20 protein-coding genes and 1 pseudogene are annotated in these 17,302 nt (G+C 68.1%); 12 read left to right on the plus strand and 9 right to left on the minus strand.

What is annotated here, in order from left to right; translation table 11 throughout:
- Positions 1-58: 58 nt before the first annotated feature.
- From ACWGDB_RS36565 to ACWGDB_RS36580, 4 genes are read left to right on the plus strand one after another with little or no spacing between them, the layout of a single operon-like run.
- The gene (locus ACWGDB_RS36565) at positions 59-754 is read left to right on the plus strand and encodes a HemK2/MTQ2 family protein methyltransferase (RefSeq protein WP_453826402.1); all 696 of its coding nucleotides are present in this window, start codon (positions 59-61) and stop codon (positions 752-754) included.
- Positions 738-986, plus strand: coding sequence for a CDGSH iron-sulfur domain-containing protein (locus ACWGDB_RS36570; RefSeq protein WP_453826403.1), 249 nt, complete (start codon positions 738-740; stop codon positions 984-986). The genes ACWGDB_RS36565 and ACWGDB_RS36570 overlap by 17 nt, the downstream gene beginning before the upstream one ends.
- Positions 983-2,059 carry an iron-containing redox enzyme family protein gene (locus tag ACWGDB_RS36575; protein ID WP_453826404.1) on the plus strand — a complete coding sequence of 359 codons (1,077 nt, stop codon included), beginning with the start codon at positions 983-985 and terminating at the stop codon, positions 2,057-2,059. The genes ACWGDB_RS36570 and ACWGDB_RS36575 overlap by 4 nt, the downstream gene beginning before the upstream one ends.
- Positions 2,056-2,733, plus strand: coding sequence for an HAD family hydrolase (locus ACWGDB_RS36580; protein WP_453826405.1), 678 nt, complete (start codon positions 2,056-2,058; stop codon positions 2,731-2,733). Before ACWGDB_RS36575 ends, ACWGDB_RS36580 begins: the two co-directional genes overlap by 4 nt.
- A gap of 231 nt (positions 2,734-2,964) precedes the next feature.
- Here ACWGDB_RS36580 and ACWGDB_RS36585 read toward each other — a convergent pair whose 3' ends face one another.
- The 3 genes from ACWGDB_RS36585 to ACWGDB_RS36595 all read right to left on the minus strand — a co-directional run bounded on the left by ACWGDB_RS36585 (position 2,965) and on the right by ACWGDB_RS36595 (position 6,843).
- Positions 2,965-5,001, minus strand: a complete 2,037-nt coding sequence (locus ACWGDB_RS36585; protein ID WP_453826406.1) for a CocE/NonD family hydrolase — start codon at positions 4,999-5,001, stop codon at positions 2,965-2,967.
- 49 nt (positions 5,002-5,050) lie between these two features.
- The gene (locus ACWGDB_RS36590) at positions 5,051-6,334 is read right to left on the minus strand and encodes an ATP-grasp domain-containing protein (RefSeq protein WP_453826441.1); all 1,284 of its coding nucleotides are present in this window, start codon (positions 6,332-6,334) and stop codon (positions 5,051-5,053) included.
- 260 nt (positions 6,335-6,594) lie between these two features.
- Complete coding sequence (locus tag ACWGDB_RS36595) at positions 6,595-6,843, minus strand: hypothetical protein (protein ID WP_453826407.1); 249 nt, start codon at positions 6,841-6,843, stop codon at positions 6,595-6,597.
- A 137-nt stretch (positions 6,844-6,980) separates the two neighbouring features.
- On the opposite strand from ACWGDB_RS36595, the gene ACWGDB_RS36600 reads away from it, so the two are divergent.
- The 4 genes from ACWGDB_RS36600 (at position 6,981) to ACWGDB_RS36615 (ending at position 10,705) form a co-directional block, all read left to right on the plus strand.
- Positions 6,981-7,277 (plus strand): amidohydrolase family protein, encoded by a 297-nt coding sequence (locus tag ACWGDB_RS36600; protein ID WP_453826408.1) that lies wholly within the window; start codon positions 6,981-6,983, stop codon positions 7,275-7,277.
- Positions 7,278-7,385: 108 nt separating this feature from the next.
- Positions 7,386-7,931: an AAA family ATPase gene (locus ACWGDB_RS36605; RefSeq protein ID WP_453826409.1), complete on the plus strand. Its 546-nt coding sequence runs from the start codon at positions 7,386-7,388 to the stop codon at positions 7,929-7,931.
- Between the two features lie 469 nt (positions 7,932-8,400).
- Positions 8,401-8,787: an effector-associated constant component EACC1 gene (locus tag ACWGDB_RS36610; RefSeq protein WP_453826410.1), complete on the plus strand. Its 387-nt coding sequence runs from the start codon at positions 8,401-8,403 to the stop codon at positions 8,785-8,787.
- Positions 8,774-10,705, plus strand: a complete 1,932-nt coding sequence (locus ACWGDB_RS36615; RefSeq protein ID WP_453826411.1) for a caspase family protein — start codon at positions 8,774-8,776, stop codon at positions 10,703-10,705. The genes ACWGDB_RS36610 and ACWGDB_RS36615 overlap by 14 nt, the downstream gene beginning before the upstream one ends.
- A gap of 93 nt (positions 10,706-10,798) precedes the next feature.
- Here the strand turns inward: ACWGDB_RS36615 and ACWGDB_RS36620 are convergent, their stop codons facing one another.
- The 6 genes and pseudogenes from ACWGDB_RS36620 to ACWGDB_RS36645 all read right to left on the minus strand — a co-directional run bounded on the left by ACWGDB_RS36620 (position 10,799) and on the right by ACWGDB_RS36645 (position 13,121).
- On the minus strand, positions 10,799-11,071 hold the full coding sequence (locus ACWGDB_RS36620; RefSeq protein ID WP_453826412.1) for a TetR/AcrR family transcriptional regulator C-terminal domain-containing protein: 273 nt from the start codon (positions 11,069-11,071) through the stop codon (positions 10,799-10,801).
- Between the two features lie 569 nt (positions 11,072-11,640).
- Positions 11,641-11,775, minus strand: a complete 135-nt coding sequence (locus ACWGDB_RS36625; protein WP_453826442.1) for a hypothetical protein — start codon at positions 11,773-11,775, stop codon at positions 11,641-11,643.
- Positions 11,776-11,863: 88 nt separating this feature from the next.
- Positions 11,864-12,073 (minus strand): annotated as a pseudogene (locus ACWGDB_RS36630) (hypothetical protein); the annotation flags it as partial.
- Positions 11,986-12,282 (minus strand): hypothetical protein, encoded by a 297-nt coding sequence (locus ACWGDB_RS36635; RefSeq protein ID WP_453826444.1) that lies wholly within the window; start codon positions 12,280-12,282, stop codon positions 11,986-11,988. The gene ACWGDB_RS36635 and the pseudogene ACWGDB_RS36630, both read right to left, overlap by 88 nt.
- A gap of 127 nt (positions 12,283-12,409) precedes the next feature.
- A complete protein-coding gene (locus tag ACWGDB_RS36640; RefSeq protein ID WP_453826413.1) occupies positions 12,410-12,820 on the minus strand; it encodes a protein-L-isoaspartate O-methyltransferase family protein in 411 nt (136 codons plus the stop codon).
- 34 nt (positions 12,821-12,854) lie between these two features.
- Positions 12,855-13,121, minus strand: coding sequence for a hypothetical protein (locus tag ACWGDB_RS36645; RefSeq protein ID WP_453826414.1), 267 nt, complete (start codon positions 13,119-13,121; stop codon positions 12,855-12,857).
- Between the two features lie 337 nt (positions 13,122-13,458).
- Between ACWGDB_RS36645 and ACWGDB_RS36650 the strand changes: the two genes are divergently transcribed.
- The 4 genes from ACWGDB_RS36650 to ACWGDB_RS36665 all read left to right on the plus strand — a co-directional run bounded on the left by ACWGDB_RS36650 (position 13,459) and on the right by ACWGDB_RS36665 (position 17,185).
- Positions 13,459-13,668: a DUF5133 domain-containing protein gene (locus ACWGDB_RS36650; RefSeq protein ID WP_453826415.1), complete on the plus strand. Its 210-nt coding sequence runs from the start codon at positions 13,459-13,461 to the stop codon at positions 13,666-13,668.
- A 358-nt stretch (positions 13,669-14,026) separates the two neighbouring features.
- The gene (locus ACWGDB_RS36655; RefSeq protein ID WP_453826416.1) at positions 14,027-15,496 is read left to right on the plus strand and encodes an aminotransferase class I/II-fold pyridoxal phosphate-dependent enzyme; all 1,470 of its coding nucleotides are present in this window, start codon (positions 14,027-14,029) and stop codon (positions 15,494-15,496) included.
- Between the two features lie 125 nt (positions 15,497-15,621).
- Positions 15,622-16,245: a flavodoxin family protein gene (locus ACWGDB_RS36660; RefSeq protein WP_453826417.1), complete on the plus strand. Its 624-nt coding sequence runs from the start codon at positions 15,622-15,624 to the stop codon at positions 16,243-16,245.
- Between the two features lie 46 nt (positions 16,246-16,291).
- Positions 16,292-17,185: an SDR family oxidoreductase gene (locus ACWGDB_RS36665; protein WP_453826418.1), complete on the plus strand. Its 894-nt coding sequence runs from the start codon at positions 16,292-16,294 to the stop codon at positions 17,183-17,185.
- Positions 17,186-17,302 lie beyond the last annotated feature (117 nt).

Consider the following 17,302-nt stretch of genomic DNA (forward strand, 5'->3'; position numbering starts at 1 on the left):
CAAGGTGAGAGGACGGTCCGCTTCTGATCTCCGTGATCCCCAGTGTGGTGAGCACCGCATGACGACACAGCCCAGGGCGGAGAGCGCAGCACAACTGCCCCGCCGACGCCGTCTGCTGGCGCCTCGAGGCGTGTACACGCCCGACGACGACACCGCACTCCTGGTGCAGGCCCTCGACCACGAGGCCCTCGACCCACGCGCCTCCGTGCTGGACCTGGGCACCGGCTCGGGTGCGCTGGCCCTCGCCGCAGCCCGGTACGGGGCGCGGGTGACCGCGGTCGACATCTCGTGGCGGGCGGTGTGGACGACGCGCCTGAACGCTCTGCTCAACGGTGCCGCCGTCACTGTTCGGCACCGCGACCTCGGCGCGGTACCTGACCTCGGCACGTTCGACCTGGCCCTGAGCAATCCGCCCTATGTGCCTTCGCCGGGGTCTGTGCCTCCACGCGGCGCCGCGGTGGCCTGGGAGGGCGGGCGCTCCGGTCGTACGGTCGTCGACCGGGTCTGCGCCGCCGCGGCACGGGCCCTGCGCCCCGGCGGCACGCTGTTGATGGTCCACTCCGCGCTGTGCGGCGAGGACGAGACCCTGGAGCACCTTGAGGGACTCGGCATGAAGGCGGCGGTGATCGACCGGCTCTTCGTGCCGTTCGGCCCGGTGATGCGCGCACGCCGGAACTGGCTCTGCGCCCAGGGGCTGCTCGACGAGGAAGCGACGAGGGAAGAGCTGGTGGTCATCCGTGCCGAACTCCTCTGAACGCCCGCGTCGCATCAGGGTCGACCGTGAGGGCCCTCTGCTGGTGGAGGGCCCGGTCGAGGTGACCGACGGCGATGGCGTGGTGCACGAGTCTCGCCGCTTTCAGGTCGCGATCTGCACGTGCCGACGAAGCCGTACCTTTCCCTGGTGCGACACCAGCCACCGCCGCAAAGCGGCACGGGAATCCACCGCGCCCCGACGGTCGGACCGCGCCGAAGGTGAGGAGACATGACGACTGTGCACCCGAGGGCTCCGTCACGGCCGTCGGAATCCCGCGCTCGACAGCCCGACCTCCCTTTTCCACGCGGCGAGTTGTCCAGTCAGGTGATCGCCGCACTGCGCGGCGGCCACCTTCCCGGCACCGCGACGCAGCAGCGCGGAACCACCGCCGCCGATCCGTACGGCGAAGACCTCCAACTCACCCTGTACGTGCTCTACGAGCTCCACTACCAGGGGTTTCAGGGCGTCGATCCCGAACTGGAGTGGGATCCGGGCCTGCTGGCGCTGCGACGCCGACTTGAGAAACGCTTCCTCACCTCGCTGCGCACCGACGCGGCGCCGCTGACGGACGCCGCCCAAGCGCTGGCCGACCTGCAGATCGAGCCCGTCGGTCACCAGGCCACCAGCGTGAGCCACTTCCTCGAACGCGACGGCAACACAGAGCAGTTCAGGGAGTACGCCGCCCTGCGCTCCCTCTACCACCTCAAGGAAGCCGACCCCCACGCCTGGGTCGTCCCGCGCCTGCACGGCCGGGCCAAGGCCGCGATGGTGGCCATCGAGTACGACGAGTTTGGGGCCGGCCGCGCCGAGGACATTCACGCCGACCTGTTCGCGGACCTGATGAATGACCTCGACCTGGAGACCGTCTACGGCCACTACCTCGACGCCGCCCCGGCGGCCGCCCTCGCCACGGTCAATCTCATGTCCCTGTTCGGTCTGCACCGAAACCTGCGCGGCGCCCTGGTGGGCCATTTCGCGGCGGTCGAGATCACGTCGTCGCCCGGCTCGCGCCGGCTGGCCAACGCCCTGCGGCGACTGGGCGCAGGCCCGGCGGCCCAGCGGTTCTACGACGAGCATGTCGAAGCCGACGCGGTGCACGAACAGGTGGTGCGCCACGAGGTCGTCGACGGCCTGCTGCACGCCGAGCCCTACCTCGACGGCGACGTCGCCTTCGGCGTGAGCTCCACCGGTCTCCTCGAAGGCGGCCTCGGCGAACACCTGTTGACCCGATGGCGCCAGGGCCGGAGCGCGCTGCTGCGTCCCCTGCAGGACACGGACACACCGCCGCAAGGAGAAACACCGTGAGTACGCACGCTGCCGTCTTCGACGTGGACGGCACACTCGTGGACACCAACCACCTGCACACGGTGTGCTGGTGGGAGGCGTTGCGCCAGGCAGGCCACCGCGTCTCCATGACATCGGTGCACGGCGCCATCGGTCTCGGCTCGAGCGACCTGCTGGAGCACCTGCTGGGCCAGGGCCGGAACCGGGACGAGGACTCCGCCATCAGTGCCGGCCACAAGGCCCTGTACGGCACCTGGCACGCGCGCCTCACCCCCTTCGACGGTGCCCGCGATCTCCTGCGGCGACTGCACGCGGACGGTCTCCCCGTCGTGCTCGCCACCTCGGCGAGCGGGCCCGAACTCAAGGCCCTCAGAGCGGCGATCGACGCGGACGAGGCGATCACCGAGACCGCGAGCGCCGACGACGTGGACGCGGGCAAACCGGCACCCGATCCGGTCCGGCACGCCCTGGATCTGGTGGGAGCCCAGGCCCGCGGCAGCGTCTTCGTCGGCGACTCGGTCTGGGACATGCGGGCAGGGCGACGCGCGGGCGTCCACACCATCGCCGTACTTAGCGGCGGAGTGTGCCGCGCCGAACTGGAGGCCGCAGGGGCCGCGGAGGTGTACACGGACACGGCCGACCTGCTGAGAAACCTCGACGGCAGCGCGCTCGGAGGGGCTGAGGCGTCGGCCTGAACAGAGCCGCCAGGGTCAGCCTGTTCAGGCCGACGATTCGTCCGGCACAGGCTGGTCCGGGCTGCGGCCACCCGAGAGGAGGGCGCCGCCCGGACCGGACTCATCAGTGCTCCCGCCTGCCGGCCGTGAGACGCGCGACCGCGGGCTCCTCCCCCTGGGCCGCTCACGGCCGCGCCCCGGGCCCCGTCAGACGTGGCCGTTCAAATTCGGCGCCTTCTCCTCGACGCCCGCTCACAGGAGGTCGCGTGGTACGGACTCGTTCCACGTCCGGGAGAAGACCCGCCGTCGCCCCTCGTACGCATCCAGGGTCGCCGACACGTGAAAATCCTGCTCGTCGCAGGAGAGTTCGGTGTGGGTGACGATCTCCGTGTCCCAGTCATCCCGGTGGAAACGCATGGTCCACGTGGACTCTCCGGTCGCGGAGGTGAAGTCGTCGGCCACGACGCCGTACCGCTCGACCGCTCGACGCCCCACCTTGAGGTCGATGTCGTCGAAGCGGACCGTCCCGGCGTCCTTGACGATCTCCAAGGCGGACCCGTACGTGACCAGTTCGCGGCGTACCTCCCACCGCTGCTCCGGCGGGGTCACCTGGGTGGTGGGCAGCGCAGGGGTCCCCTCGGGCGGGCCGAACGGGTCCGCCTCGGACGGCGTGGCGTCGTGGTCCTGCATCGGGCGAACCGGCAGGGCCAGCGTGCTGGTGCCTTCATGGACGCCCAGCAGGACGGGCCGCGGCGGCGGCCAGGCCAGCGGCCAGTAGGAGGTCGACAAGGACAGGCGGATCCGATGGCCCGCGGGAAACGCCTGGGCGACGCTGTTGAGGTGCACACTGGCGCGATACCGACGACCCGGTTCCAGCACCGTCGGTTCGTCGCCGCCATCGCGGCGGTTCAGGTTCAGCAGGCCGTACGTGACGCGGGTCGCGCGTCCGTCGGGGGCCACGTCGGAGAGGCGGGCCGCCACCATCGCGACCGGTTCGCCGGCCGACACCTCCAGATCCACCCGGGGCGAGCCGAGGATCTCCAGCGTCTCCGGCAGTGGCTCCGTCTCGAAGACCAAGGAGCCACCGTCCTCCTCGCGCTGGTCGTAGGGCAGGTCCGGCGGGGCGTTGTAGGAGGCCCACTTTCCGGCGAACTGGCCCACGGACAGCGGCGATTGCACCGTCAGCACGCCACGCGGGGCGCCGTTGTCGCTCCCCGGCGACCCGATGCGGTGCCGGGTGAGCGGGTGGACGCGTTCCTGTACGTGGGGCGAGGGCCACGACGGCTCGGCGACCCAGCGACCCGGCCGCTCGGCGTAGGACGTGGAGGGAGGCACGCTCTCCTGCATCCAGGTGCGCAGCATGGGGCCGTCCATCACCCCGTTGTCGGCGCCCTTGAGCCAGTGGTCCCACCAGCGTACGAGCTCCTGCAAATACCCGATGGCGGGGCCCGGCTCGCCCAGGTGGGGGAACTTGTGCGACCACGGCCCGATCAGCCCCTTGCGGGGAACGTCGAGGTGCGCGAGCAAGCGGGTGACCGCGTTGGAGTAGCCGTCGGCCCATCCGCTGGAGGCCAGCACCGGGCACCGGACGGCCGCGTAGTCCTCGCAGACCGAGGCGTGCCGCCAGTAGTCGTCACGGCGCTGATGACGCAGCCATTCCAGTACCCAGGGGCGGGTGTGCTCCAGGCGTTCGTGCCACATGTCGCGCCACCGGCCGCCGACCACCTCCGGGTCGGGCGGGCAGGTGCCGTAGGCGAACATGGTGCCCGCTTCGGCCAGGCTGTCGGAGAGGAGCGCGCCGCCCATGTAGTGCATGTCGTCGGCGTAGCGGTCGTCGGTGAAGGAGGCGATGGCGATCGCCTTGAGCGACGGCGGGCGGCGCGCGGCGACCTGAAGCGCGGCGAACGCGCCCCAGGAAATGCCCATCATGCCCGTGCCACCGTCGCACCAGGGGCGCTCCGCGAGCCAGGCCAGGACCTCTTCGGCGTCCTGCTGCTCCCGCTCCAGGTACTCATCGGTCAGGACGCCCTCGGAGTCGCCGGTGCCGCGCAGATCGACGCGGACGCACGCGTACCCGTGTCCGGCGAGATAGGGGTGGTGGACGGAGTCACGCACCGAGGACAGGTCGCGTTTACGGTAGGGGATGTACTCCAATACCGCCGGTACAGGCTGCCCGTCGCTGGAGACGGGGCGCCAGATGTGGGCGGACAGGTGCACGCCGTCGGACATCGGGATGCGGACGTGGGCTTCCTCGCGGACCTTGTGCGGAAGGTCGGTCACCGTGCGCATAGAGGGGGTCTGGCTCCTTCTTCGCGTCGAGGGCAGGGGGTGCGGGCGCTCAGGCCGGGTCGGGCTGTCGGTCGGCGGCAGGCGCGGTGTCCTCGAACGAGAGGCCGAGGGCGGCCACGCAGCGGTCGTACTTCTCGCGCAGCTCCTCCTCGCTGTCGCCGCCGGTGAAGATGTGCGCCAACTCGTAGCTGTAGCTGTCCTGCTGCGACAGATCGGACAGGCGCTGCCGTTCCCTGGGCGCCACGTCGACGCGGACACCAGGGATGTCGCGTTCGATCTGATCCAGCCGGTCGCGGCCGGGCACGTCGCGCACCACACCGTCGGCGAACCAGCGGTGGTACCACTTGGCGGCCATTGCGTAGCGGCCTGCCCTGTGCGGCATACAGGGGTACTCGCCGCGGGCCAGCGAAAGCATGCAGTGATGGTTGGGCACGCCGTCGACGAAGTCGAACAGCTCGGCGTGCGACTGGGAGTGGCGTGGATTGATCTCCAGAATGTGCACGGCCTCCGTCCCCGGGTCGTAGAAGAACTCGATCGAGAAGGTCGCGCCGTCCATACCGATCCGGCGCATCACCCGCTCGGACACGTCGTGCAGACGGTCGATCACCTGCTGCGGCAGCATGGAGGGGTACTGGTGGCGCAGGAAGGAGGAACTGCCCGGGTAGTTGATGGAGTCGAGCACTCCGTAGACGGTCACCTCGCCTTGGTGCACGTATCCCTCCACCGCGACCTGAATGCCGGTAAGGCCCTCCTCGGCGAGACAGACCAGGCTTCCGACGTCTGCCATCTCGGGCGGCAGTTCCAGCTGTTCCATGACGGACTCGAAGGGGCGGCCGATGCGGCCGATACCTGCACGGATCTCCTGCACGGCGGCGCGGAAGCCGTCCTCGTCCTTCACGCCGAAGGCCAGCTCGGAGGAGTAGGAGAGGGCGGGCTTGAGCCACAGGGGGTAGGAGACGCCATCCGGCAGTTGCGGCTCGTCCGCGTCAAGGTCCACCCGGCCGAACGCGGGCACCGCCTCCGGCGCGGCCGCGCGCTGCTCCAGGCGACTCCAGTACTTGTGCTCGCACTTGACGATCGAGGCCAGATCGGTGGCGCGGGTGCCGTACTCGCGGGCGAGGATCGGTACCATGGTGGAGACCGGGAAGTCCCAGTAGCCCGTGATCGCGTCGATCGTGCCGTCGAACGCATCGAGCACGCGGCGGGCCCGGTCGAGCAGATCCGGTACGGAGACCTCTCCGCCCTGCAGTTCCTCGATGGTCAAAAGACCGTGGAACCGGCAGTCGCGCCCGGCACCAGCCGCACGCAGGGTTGGCAGATTCGCCTCGTCCATACCGATGACGAAGATGTCCTCGCTCACATGTGCTCCTTCAGGGGGCGGTGGGAATCACGATCAGGTCCGGACTTGGGCCAGGCGTAAGGACGCGGCTGCGGACCTACCGGCCAGCGGGTGCCCACGAGGAGTTGTACGTATGCATGGCAGTCACAGAGCCGCCCGGAGGAGCCGACAGCATCTGCGTACGTGAACGGGGGCTGTGTCGTGGAGAGCTCAGTGCAGCACGCTCACTGCTCGGGCGATGACGAGGAGCGAGGTCAGGAGGCGGCGACGCTCTGCACGTTCATCAGGAGTTTGGCGCGCGCTGACAGCGGCATGGTGTCCGTCGGACTGAACGCCGTAGAGTTGGTCACGGAGACGTACAGGTAGTCCACCAGTGTGGGCACCCATTCGGACGTGCCACTGGCGCCGTCTGCGACCTCCTGGACCGCGTCGTCGTTCCCGTCCTGCGAGAAGCGGAAGTCGGCCAACGGCAGTTCCCCACGGTCAACTTGCGTCCTGCTCACGGGACCACCGCGGTCGAGTTCCCAGTACGCGAGCCCGAAGACGATGATAGTGCGGACTGGCGCAACTACGCCGCCAAGTACGGTCAGACGATCGCCGACCGGCTCCTCGAGCGTGTCCGGTGGCTCGATGCGCAGGGGTGCCACTGATCGCGGGCACCGACGCCGGCATCCCCGATGCGCCGTTCGACGATTTCGCCGGAAGTCCGGAGCTGTTTGAACATCTGGGATTCCCGCGAGAGCGGATGCTGACACTGGCCACGACCGAGGCGACAGGCGCGGTCGGCCTGCGGGAACGCACCGGCAGCCTGGCTCCCGGGTTCGACGCGGACCTCCTGGTGGTTGACGCCGATCCCCTGCAGAGCATCGCCGCCCTTCGCGCTGTCAAACTGGTCGTCACACGCGGTCGGCTGCACAATGTCGAGCGCGAAGGATAGGGCGGCACATGTCCCACATCCGGGGCGTAACAGCCGATGTCCCCGGCGTGCCCAACGCAGTCGAGCCTCGACCGGCGGGCCGAGGGCCGGGTATGCGACAGTGCCATCATGCTGATCGTTATGGCCGGACTTCCCGGAGCGGGAAAGAGCTCGATCGCTGAGGAGTTGGCACGGAAACTGCCCGCTGCGGTGGTGTCGGTCGACCCTGTGGAGGCGGCGATGTGGCGTGCCGGCGTGGACCGCGGCCAGCCCACAGGGCTGGCCGCCTACTTTGTCGCCGAGACGGTGGCCGACGGTGTGTTGGCCCTGGGTCAGAGCGTGATCATCGACGCCGTAAACGCCGTGGAGGCGGCCCGCCAGCAGTGGCGAGCGCTGGCCGGTCGCCACCAAGTGCCCGCGGCAGTCATCGAGGTGGTGTGCTCCGACATACAGGTCCATCGCCGGCGGCTCGAGCGCCGGTCCCGGAGCATCGTGGGCTTCGATGAGCCGACCTGGGAAGCAGTGCAGCAGCGAAGGAACGAGTACGAACCCTGGACGGATCACCGGCTGGTGCTCGATTCAGTCGCCGACCTCTCATCGAACGTGACGAAGGCCGGGGAGTACGTGGCACGCCGCGCCACGCACTCCACATGCGACGTCATCGAGAACATGTGAATCAAAGACATGCCGAAGGAAACTCCAGGTCAGAAGCCTTTCATCCGCAAATCGGACACGATGCCGTTGTGCATTAAATGCCAGAGTGGGCGGTCGGGACGTCTGCCGGCAGAAGCGCTGGTACTGCTGGCGTCAAGCACGGTGTCGGGAGCGATGCCAGGGTGCGCTCCTTGTCCTCCAACAGCCGTCAACCCGGTGTACGCGGTGCGTTGGGCTCGGGGCACCACTGGGCGAGCGTGAGCTCGTGTCCGGTGTCGCCGTCGTGGCGATGCACGGTGAAGTCGAGGACCTCGATGGTGCCAACGACGGCCTGCGGGGTCGTCAGGCACGGCGTAGTCGGCGATGGACTTCGGTAGAGGGTCCTGAGCGATAGGTACGTCCGCGCCAACGGACCAAAATGGCCGGCCCGTTGTGTTAGGGACGTGAGACACGATACTGATCACACGTCACTGAGTACGGGAGGGGCTGGATGTCCGATATACGGTTGTCGTTGTCGGTTGAGGGCGATGACTCGGATCAAGGGCTCGCGGCGTTGTACCAGTGGCTGGGGTCGGAACCTGAGCTGCGGGGCCTGGTCAAGGGGAGCGGCACGCCAAGGCCGGGTGAGCTGGGGTCGCTCACGGATGCGCTCATTGTCGCCGTTGGTGGTGGCGGGGCGCTGAGTGTGCTGGCCGCGTCACTCAAGGCCTTCCTGGCGCTGCCGCGCCGCTCCGATGTGCGGATCGTGGTCCGCGGCACCGCGGATGGGCGCACGGTGGAGATCGACGCCAAGCGCGTTGACGATGTCGAGGAGTTGGTGCGTCAGGCACTCAATGCGCCTCGAGAAGAGCTGCATACCGACAATGACGCAGGATAGAACCCGGCTTGGCACCTTCGACCCCAAGCACTCACGGATCGTGCTCATCGGTACGCCGCGCTATCGTGACGACCGGCTCCCTGACGTGCCGGTCGTCGCCTACAACGTGGCTGACTTGGCAGCGGTCTTCACCGACCCGGAGCTTGGCGCGTTCCATGTCGCGCACTGCGTCACCGTGCCCCCGGAAGCCGATCTGGCAGAGACCGGCGATGTGTTGGCGGACGCGGCCGAACAGGCGAGCGACTTGCTGCTCGTCTACTACAGCGGGCACGGGCTGCTCGACCGGCTCGGAAGGCTGTACCTGAGCCTGGCCGGAACGCGACCGGACCGGTTGGCGTATTCAGCCTTGGCGTTCGAGGCCATTCGGGAGACTTTCCTGGACAGCTCCGCACGCAACAGAGTCTTGATCCTGGACAGTTGTTTCAGCGGTCGCGCAATTGGTCAACCCTTGGCCGGCGATGAGCAGGCGGTTCTGGCTCAGTTGGAGGTTTCAGGTACCTTCACGCTGACTTCCGCACCGGCCAATCGCGTGGCGCTGGTACTTCCCGGCGAGCAACACACCGCGTTCACCGAACGATTCCTCGAACTGTTGCGCCACGGCAGCCCTCAGGCCGGACCCATGCTGACGCTGAGGGACGTCTACGCGCACCTTCATGCCCGGCTCGGCGGGGAAGGCCTGCCTGCGCCACAGCAGCGAGGCACGGGTACGACAGACCAGTTGGGCCTGGTGCGTAACCGGCAAACCGGAGCTGCTGGCGGGCTTCCTGCACCGGCGCTGTCGGCAAACCAACTTGCCGTGCTTACGAACGCGGGCCTCGCAGGTCACCCCGCACCTGCAGGTCTGACCCTGCAGAAGCTGCCGGGCGCGACAGTGCTGGTCGAAAGTCATGGTGCCGTGGCGATCGAACAAGCTCTGCGCATCACATCCGATGTGGGGAGCAAGCAGGCGCGGCGCATCTGCCTGTCCGCGATCGCACCGGTGGTCGCGGCCATCGACCTGCACCAGGCACTCGCCATCGCCGCCAACCTGCCGCTGGATCGACGAGACACGGCACTGGCGGACATAGCCGTGGTGGTCGCCGGCGCCGATGTCTTTCGCGCCCTCGAGCTCGTACTGAATAGCCCCGAACATGATCGAGCCAGGGCATTGGGCGCCATCGCAAAGGCCGGGTGGAGGCGCCACCCCGACAATGGCATGTACATCGTCGATACGTACATATTCGGTGGCACTCCGAAGCGTCGCTGGAGCCCGGAATCCTTGAGTGAAATAGCGCAGGCTGTCGCCGAGTTCAACCCCGACAGGGCCGAACAGATCGCCGCCGACATTCCCGAGGAACACTCGCGTACGGAGGCCATGTCAGGGATTGCCGCAACGGTAGCTGCTACCGATCCCGACCGAGCGTCGCGCATCACCGATCACCTCATCGCAAGCCGGCCCAGCGGGTGGAAACTGGCGGCTGTCGCGCGAGCCGTCGCCACCATCGACCCTGACCGAGCCTTGCGCCTCATCTTCCCGATCACCGACACGCCTGCGTATCCGCGTGCGCTGGTCGCCATCGCACGAGTAATCGCGGCTGCCGACCCCGATCGAGCGTTGCGCATCGCCGACGGAACGGGCGATCGCGATCGCCGAGCCGAGGCGCTCGCACGCATCGCGCAAACCGTCGCCGCCACGGATCTCGACCAAGCCCTGAGAGTCGTCTCCACGATCGGCGACATCGATCACCAGGAAGCGGCGTTGTCCGACATCGCACCCGTGGTCGCCGCCACCGATCCCGAACAAGCCATGCGCATGGCCAACGGCATCGCATACACGCCCTGGAAGGTGTTGACGCTCGCGGGAATCGCGTCCGTACTTCTCGATATCCCCCAGCCCCGGAGCAGCGCGATCTCTTTGTCGGTCAGAGGCACGCCCTGATGAGCCGACACAGAAGGCGCGCCCTCCCTGGAGACGACGTAGTATCACCCCTGGCAGTTTCGTGTAGGCCACCACGTTTCTGCGCGCTCTGAGCTAGCCGGGCTTGAGTTCGTGTTGAATGCTCGATACTCCGTCGAGGTCGAGGTCGAGGTCGGCGGTAGCGCCATGTGCCCCGACGCGGACGAGCAGCACCGCGCCGAGGACGGTGCTCCAGAACGTTCTAGCCTCCACGTCGAGCGGTCGACGGGTCTTCCAGCCGTCGCACTCTCGGACCGGCCGGCCGGCGCGCCCGGCGTCCTGGTCACTCTCCGGGCCGACTTCATCGACGCCTCCCTCAGACACCCGAGCCTCGGTCCCGCGCTGCATCGCGGAGACACTCTTCGCTGACGCCGATGTCCCGCGAGCAGCTCACGGACGTGATGATCAAGCCGCTGGAAAGTCTCCCGGGCGTGGCAGTGACCTACGAACCGGGGCTCGTGGCATCCGCCCGGAGGCGTACGAGACGAAGCGCGACGTCGACTTCACCCCGCTGCGAGCATGACCAGGCCACCGTTGGTTTCGGCCGAGTCGCCTGATTCGCGGAGCCTCCACCCCAGCTCCTGGAGCAGTGGCCGGGGAGAGGCGTCAGGCCGGGGCTAGATGGGTGCCACCACGGCTCCACGTCGTGGCCCGTGGGCGTTACAGCGCGGAGAACCCTAACGACGGCCGACCATTGAAGTCACGGGGCGAAGGAAGCTGCGCTGGTATCCCGTGTTTCCCCGGGTGTTGATCGTGCTGACCGGGCCTCACGGTAAGTCCTGGGAAGACGGATCAGCGACATGCAGGCCCCAGTGGCGGGGCGCCCACGCGCCGGCGCCCAGGCCCTGCACTTTAGGTGACATCTGGGTCCCATTGGCTGCGCCTCGCGGTCGGGGACCGCACTGTGAAGTCGCGTCTCAACGCTCGGGTTTGGGAGTGCGGGACATCAGGTGGCTGGCCGCGTCCTCGACGGTGAGTCGGCCGTCGAGCACTGCGGCAACGACTTCGGTGATGGACATCTCGACGCCGTTGCGGCGGGCCAGTTCGAGGATGGCTTTGTAGGGTTTGACGCCCTCTGCGGTCTGCTTGGTGGCAGCGGGTGGCCTCCTCGACGGTCATTCCCTGGCCAAGGTGTTCACCGAAGGTGGTGTTGCGGGAAAGCGGCGAGGCACAGGTGGCGTGGAGGTCACCGACGCCGGAGTGGCGCCGCTGAGGGCCTGCGTGGGGTCGGTGGTGGCGCGTGGGGAGGTTGGACGGCTGGTCTATAGCGTGAAGGTCCAGGAGCCGCGCTTCAGGGTGGTCCCGCCGTCGGGGGTGATGGTGACGCGGGCGCCGTACGCGGGGAGGGATCCCTCCCGGTTGAGGCGGTTGCGAATGCGTTCCAGCGTGGTCCACAGCCGTCGCGTGCCGCTCTGATGGACGGTCGGTGAGTCGAGGAACCCGGTGGCTGTAGCGCGGGCCCATGAGCCGTCGGGGTGCAGCAACCGCACGGTGCGCTCGTCGCCGTGTGGTTGGCGCCGGTAGGTGACGCCGTGCTCGTACAGGGCAAGCATCGACATGACGTCCCACGAGTCCGGCGGATACAGCAGGGGTACCGACTGGGGGTGACCTCTTCCCCGTCCGTCTCCTTGGCCTGCTTCCAGACCTCGTCTGCGTGGTGGTCGTAGTTGTCGCCGTGGCGGCTGGTCATGAATCCGGCCGGTCCCACTCGATTCGCCCGGTGGCGCCGCCGTCTTTGGTTTTGTCGGCGGTCAGGATGAGCCCGGTTCCGGCGATTGTCGTGACAAGCCGCCCGCCGGGTTCCAGAGCGGACAGCCAGGAGGCGGGCACCGGCCGAACCGAGACGGTGGCGACGATGCGGTCGAACGTGCCAGGCAGTTCCCCGGTGATGTCGCATACGGCCATCGGCGGCCGGTACCCGTGCAGCGCAAGCCGGTGCTTCGCCATGTTCACCAGACCGGTGTCCACGTCGATGCTGGTGACCTGATCATCGCCAAGCCGGGCGCAGGCCAGGGCGGTGCCGTAACCCGTCCCGGTGGTGACCAGCGTCGTGGAGTCGTCGGCGATCATCGCGTGCCGGTACATCTGTACGACCATGCCTGGCAGCGTCGACGACGACGTGGGCGTCCCGTCAATGGCGATGCCGGCGTCCTCGGGCAGCGCACGGTCGGCCTGGCACGTCGAGGCGGGTCGCCAGAGTCTGGTTGAAGTACGCGGCCTCGAGCCAGGCATCGGGGTCGCTATGGCCGTCGCGCAGGATCCAGATGCCGTCACCGGTGCTCTGCCACCAGCGCGGCACGAACTTGTGCCGCGGCACTGCGGCCACGGTCGAGTGCCATCGGGACTCCGGCCGTGCGACCTCGTCCGCCAAACGCTTGGCGTGCTGCACCCAGTTCATCGCGTATCCGTTTCTGTTCGTCAGTACGCAGGGTCGCAGGCTTCGGTGAGGCCGGCGTGACGTGGCGGACCATCAATTTCCAGCACTGGCACCAGCAGTTCAGGAAGAAGGACGGGCCGGATGCAAGAAACTAGCTCAGGCGGCCGGGTGAGCGCCGGAGAAGCCTCGCCGGTCGCTGCCCGCCCGACTCGCCACCGAATTATCCGCCACCCGGCCGGCGCCCGCGCCGTCACCGTGCTTCCGCGCAAGCGGACATCAGGATGCGCAGGGCGACAGCGGCTGCGACCTCATGGGTGAAGGAGGCAGTCCACTCGGGCTAGACGGCAGGGTGGCAGCCATGATCACGGCGCACCCTTCGCTCCTGCGAGAGCTGATCGAACGATGCGAAACACTCAGGCTCCATCTGGCCGCCCACCACAGTGCCGACACGGCTCGCAAGCTCGCCGACGCAACCTACACACTGTGCCGCCAGCTGGACACGGCGCTCTTCGTCGCCCGACAGCACATGGCCGCGTTCATGCGACGACAGCAGCCCCTCCGCCATTGAGTTGCGAAACCACCTGGCAGCCGTCCCCGGGTACATGCGGCTCCCGATCTCATGGATCGATCCCGACACCCAGGCCCCAGATGGCGCCGCAACCACTCGACGCAGCTCGCCAACCCGGTCACGACATTCCTGACGCCTGATCGATGGAGCGCCAGGGAAGGCACCAGAAGCCGCGGTCGGTAGCACCCTGGCGTCTAAACGGCTGGAGGATGGGAACGAGGTCCGGCTTGGGGTGTTCCTGAACAACAGCAATAGCAGGCGGAGGAAGGTCACTCGACGCTGACTGGCGACCGACGAGGGCTACTCGACCGGATGTCGAAATGGACATGCAGGGGACGGTTTCGGGAACTACTCACCCATGGGTCTGAATCACGATGAGGCACCGGTCCTCGACGCACTCGCCCGCTATCACGACGCCGGCGAGTTGGGCTTCACCCCTCCCGGGCATAAACAGGCACGTGGTACGGACCCTCGAGCCAGGGCTGTGCTGGGGGACGCCGTGTTCTTCGGCGACGTCCTTGCCAGCGGTGGTCTCGACGACAGGATGGGCCGAGGCCGCGTTCTGGAACGGGCCGAGGAGCTCATGGCGGACGCGGTGCACGCCGAGCACACGTTCTTCTCGACGTGCGGCAGCTCTCTGTCGGTCAAGGCCGCCATGCTGGTGGTCACCTGTCCCGGCCACCGCCTCCTTGTCGGCCGCGACGCCCACAAGTCGGTCATTGCCGGGCTCATCCTCTCCGGTGTCGAGCCGGTGTGGGTGGAACCGCAGTGGGATGCCGACCGGCACATCGCCCACCCCCCGTCGCCGGACGCCTACGACCAGGCGTTCGCCCGGTACCCCGACGCCGACGGAGCTCTGGTCACCAGCCCCACCCCCTACGGAGCCGCTGCCGACCTCACAGCCCTCGCGGACATCTGTCACCGGCGCGGGAAGCCGCTCATCGTGGACGAAGCGTGGGGAGCGCATCTGCCCTTCCACGACAGCTTGCCGACGTGGGCCATGGACGCAGGTGCCGACATCTGCGTGACCAGCATCCACAAGATGGGCAGCGGGCTGGAACAGGGCTCCGTCTTTCACCTCCAGGGCAACCTCATCGACCCCGCCGAGCTGGCCTCTCGGGCGGACCTGCTCGGCACGACCAGCCCGAACGTGCTCCTGTACGCAGGGATCGACGCCTGGCGCCGGCAGATGGTTCAGCACGGCACCGAACTCATCGGCCGGGCCCTGGACCTGGCCACACGCACCCGCAGCGCCATCGAGTCGATCGACGGTTTCCACGTCAACGGTGCAGCCGACTTCTGCGGTCCCTACCTCGCCGCCGAATTCGACCCCCTGCCCCTCGTCATGGACATCAGCAACCTGGGCACCACCGGCTATCGGGCAGCCGACTGGCTGCGCACGCACCACCACCTCGACATGCACCTCTTCGACCACCGTCGCATCAGCGCCCAGCTCACCCACGCCGACGACGAACGGACCACCGCGCGCCTCCTGGACTCCCTCAACGACCTCGCCCACCACGCCGTCGGTCTGCGGGACGCACCCCGGGTCACCGTCCCCTCACCGGCCGACCTGCGCATGGAACAGGCCCGGCTGCCCCGCGACGCCTACTTCGCCCGGCATGCGAAGGTCCACGTCGAAGAGGCCGCTGGCAGGATCGCCGCCGAGATGATCACCCCGTATCCGCCCGGCATCCCAGCCGTCCTACCCGGCGAACTTCTTACCGAGCCCGTGCTCGAGTACCTGACTACCGGAGTCGCGGCGGGCATGTTCCTGCCGGACGCAGCCGACCGGGAACTGCAGACGGTACGAGTCGTCGCGGACTGACCCCGGGCCAGTGATGCCAACGGTCGGCGACCGCCCGCTCTTGGGGGGCAAGTGCCGACTGATCCAAAGGGGATGAATCGCGCCGAGTGCGGTAGCCGCGCGGGGTGTGCGGGCAGACGCTCACCATGAATTCCAGCAACCACACTGCGCTCCGGGCTGTCGCACTGGTCTGCACCCTGACACCGTCGCCGGCGCTGTCGAGTTCGCAGCTGCTGGCTGAGCAGGCCATGGCAGCCCTCGCCGAGCATGGAGTTACGGGCAAGATCATCCGGATTGCCGATCACGACGTGAAGCCCGGGGTGAAGGCCGACATGGGCGCGGGGGACGCATGGCCGCAGATCAGGGCCACGATTCTGGGCTGCGACATTCTGGTTCTGTCCACGCCCATCTGGCTTGGGCACCCCTCCAGCGTCGCCCAGCGGATTCTGGAGCGACTGAACGCGGAACTCGGCGAGAGCGACGACGAGGGCCGCATGCTCACCTATGGCAAGGCTGCCGCGGTGTGTGTGGTCGGGAACGAGGACGGTGCCCACAAGGTCAGTGCCGATCTGTTCCAGGGCCTCAACGACGTTGGGTTCTCTCTCGCCCCCAATGCCGTCACCTACTGGGTTGGCGAAGCCATGCAGGGCACGGACTACCACGACCTCGACGCGACCCCCGAAAAGACCGCGGCCGCTACCAGGACGCTTGCCGCCAACACCGCGCACCTGGCGCGCCAGCTCAAGACGGTGCCGTACCCAGCGAGCTGACCTTCCCTCCCTTACCGTCCAGCGCATCCCGCAGAGGAGAACCACCGTGCCGGCCCACGACGAGCCCCACATTCCCGACCCGGTCACCCGCCACCCTCAGCCCCCGCTCCCGGAACAGAAGCAGCAGGTTCCCGGCTCGACTGAGGAGATGGATCCGCGTCCCGATCACGGGGAGGATTCCTACCGGGGCCACGATGTGCTGCTGGACCGGGCCGCTGTGGTCACCGGTGGGGACTCCGGGATCGGCAGAGCCGTATGTCTGGCCTTCGCCCGGGAGGGCGCGGACGTCGTCTTCACCCACCTGCCCGAGGAGGCGGACGAGGCGGACGGGACCACGCGCCTGGTCCGGGAGGCGGGCCGCAAGGCGGTGGCCGTGCCCTGCGACATCCGGGACGAGGACCAGTGCGCCGACCTCATCGACCGGGCGGTGGACGAGCTAGGCCGCGTCGACATCCTGGTGAACAACGCCGCCTACCAGATGTCCCAGCCGGACGGGATCGAGGCGATCACCACCGAGCAGTTCGACCGGGTGATGAAGACCAACCTGTACGGGATGTTCTGGCTCACCCGCAAAGCTCTGTCTCACATGCCGCGCGGTGGCTGCGTGATCAACACCGCCTCCGTCCAGGGCTACCAGCCCAGCCCTCATCTGCTGGACTACGCGATGACGAAATCGGCGATCATCTCCTTCACCCACGGGCTGGCGCAGATGGTCGCTGAGCGCGGCATCCGCGTCAACGCCGTCGCCCCCGGCCCGGTGTGGACACCGCTGATCCCCGCAACGATGCCCGACACCACGAAGTTCGGTGAGAAGGCCCCGCTGGGCCGGGCGGCACAGCCAGCCGAGATGGCACCCGCCTACGTCTTCCTCGCCTCACCCCAGGCGAGCTACATCACCGGAGAGATCGTCAACGCCACCGGCGGCACCCCCCTGCCCTGATCGCACTGACGCCAAGCGTGGCATCCCGCGGCTGGGGCAGGTTCTTTACACCGGGCCGGCCGACTCGCGGTTCAGGCATCCGATTGCAGGGACGTCGAATGTCTATGCCGTTGCAGC

It is taken from the genome of Streptomyces sp. NPDC055013 (assembly GCF_053608645.1).

Bases quoted from the DNA above. Each gene is read 5' to 3' on its own strand.
- ACWGDB_RS36610 (WP_453826410.1), top strand. From the start codon at position 8,401: ATGTCCGATATACGGTTGTCGTTGTCGGTTGAGGGCGATGACTCGGAT.
- ACWGDB_RS36565 (WP_453826402.1), top strand. From the start codon at position 59: ATGACGACACAGCCCAGGGCGGAGAGCGCAGCACAACTGCCCCGCCGA.
- ACWGDB_RS36575 (WP_453826404.1), top strand. From the start codon at position 983: ATGACGACTGTGCACCCGAGGGCTCCGTCACGGCCGTCGGAATCCCGC.
- ACWGDB_RS36650 (WP_453826415.1), top strand. From the start codon at position 13,459: ATGATCACGGCGCACCCTTCGCTCCTGCGAGAGCTGATCGAACGATGC.
- ACWGDB_RS36645 (WP_453826414.1), bottom strand. From the start codon at position 13,121: ATGAACTGGGTGCAGCACGCCAAGCGTTTGGCGGACGAGGTCGCACGG.
- ACWGDB_RS36590 (WP_453826441.1), bottom strand. From the start codon at position 6,334: ATGGACGAGGCGAATCTGCCAACCCTGCGTGCGGCTGGTGCCGGGCGC.
- ACWGDB_RS36635 (WP_453826444.1), bottom strand. From the start codon at position 12,282: ATGTCGATGCTTGCCCTGTACGAGCACGGCGTCACCTACCGGCGCCAA.
- ACWGDB_RS36620 (WP_453826412.1), bottom strand. From the start codon at position 11,071: ATGCAGCGCGGGACCGAGGCTCGGGTGTCTGAGGGAGGCGTCGATGAA.
- ACWGDB_RS36615 (WP_453826411.1), top strand. From the start codon at position 8,774: ATGACGCAGGATAGAACCCGGCTTGGCACCTTCGACCCCAAGCACTCA.
- ACWGDB_RS36605 (WP_453826409.1), top strand. From the start codon at position 7,386: ATGCTGATCGTTATGGCCGGACTTCCCGGAGCGGGAAAGAGCTCGATC.
- ACWGDB_RS36655 (WP_453826416.1), top strand. From the start codon at position 14,027: ATGGGTCTGAATCACGATGAGGCACCGGTCCTCGACGCACTCGCCCGC.
- ACWGDB_RS36660 (WP_453826417.1), top strand. From the start codon at position 15,622: ATGAATTCCAGCAACCACACTGCGCTCCGGGCTGTCGCACTGGTCTGC.
- ACWGDB_RS36585 (WP_453826406.1), bottom strand. From the start codon at position 5,001: ATGCGCACGGTGACCGACCTTCCGCACAAGGTCCGCGAGGAAGCCCAC.
- ACWGDB_RS36640 (WP_453826413.1), bottom strand. From the start codon at position 12,820: ATGGTCGTACAGATGTACCGGCACGCGATGATCGCCGACGACTCCACG.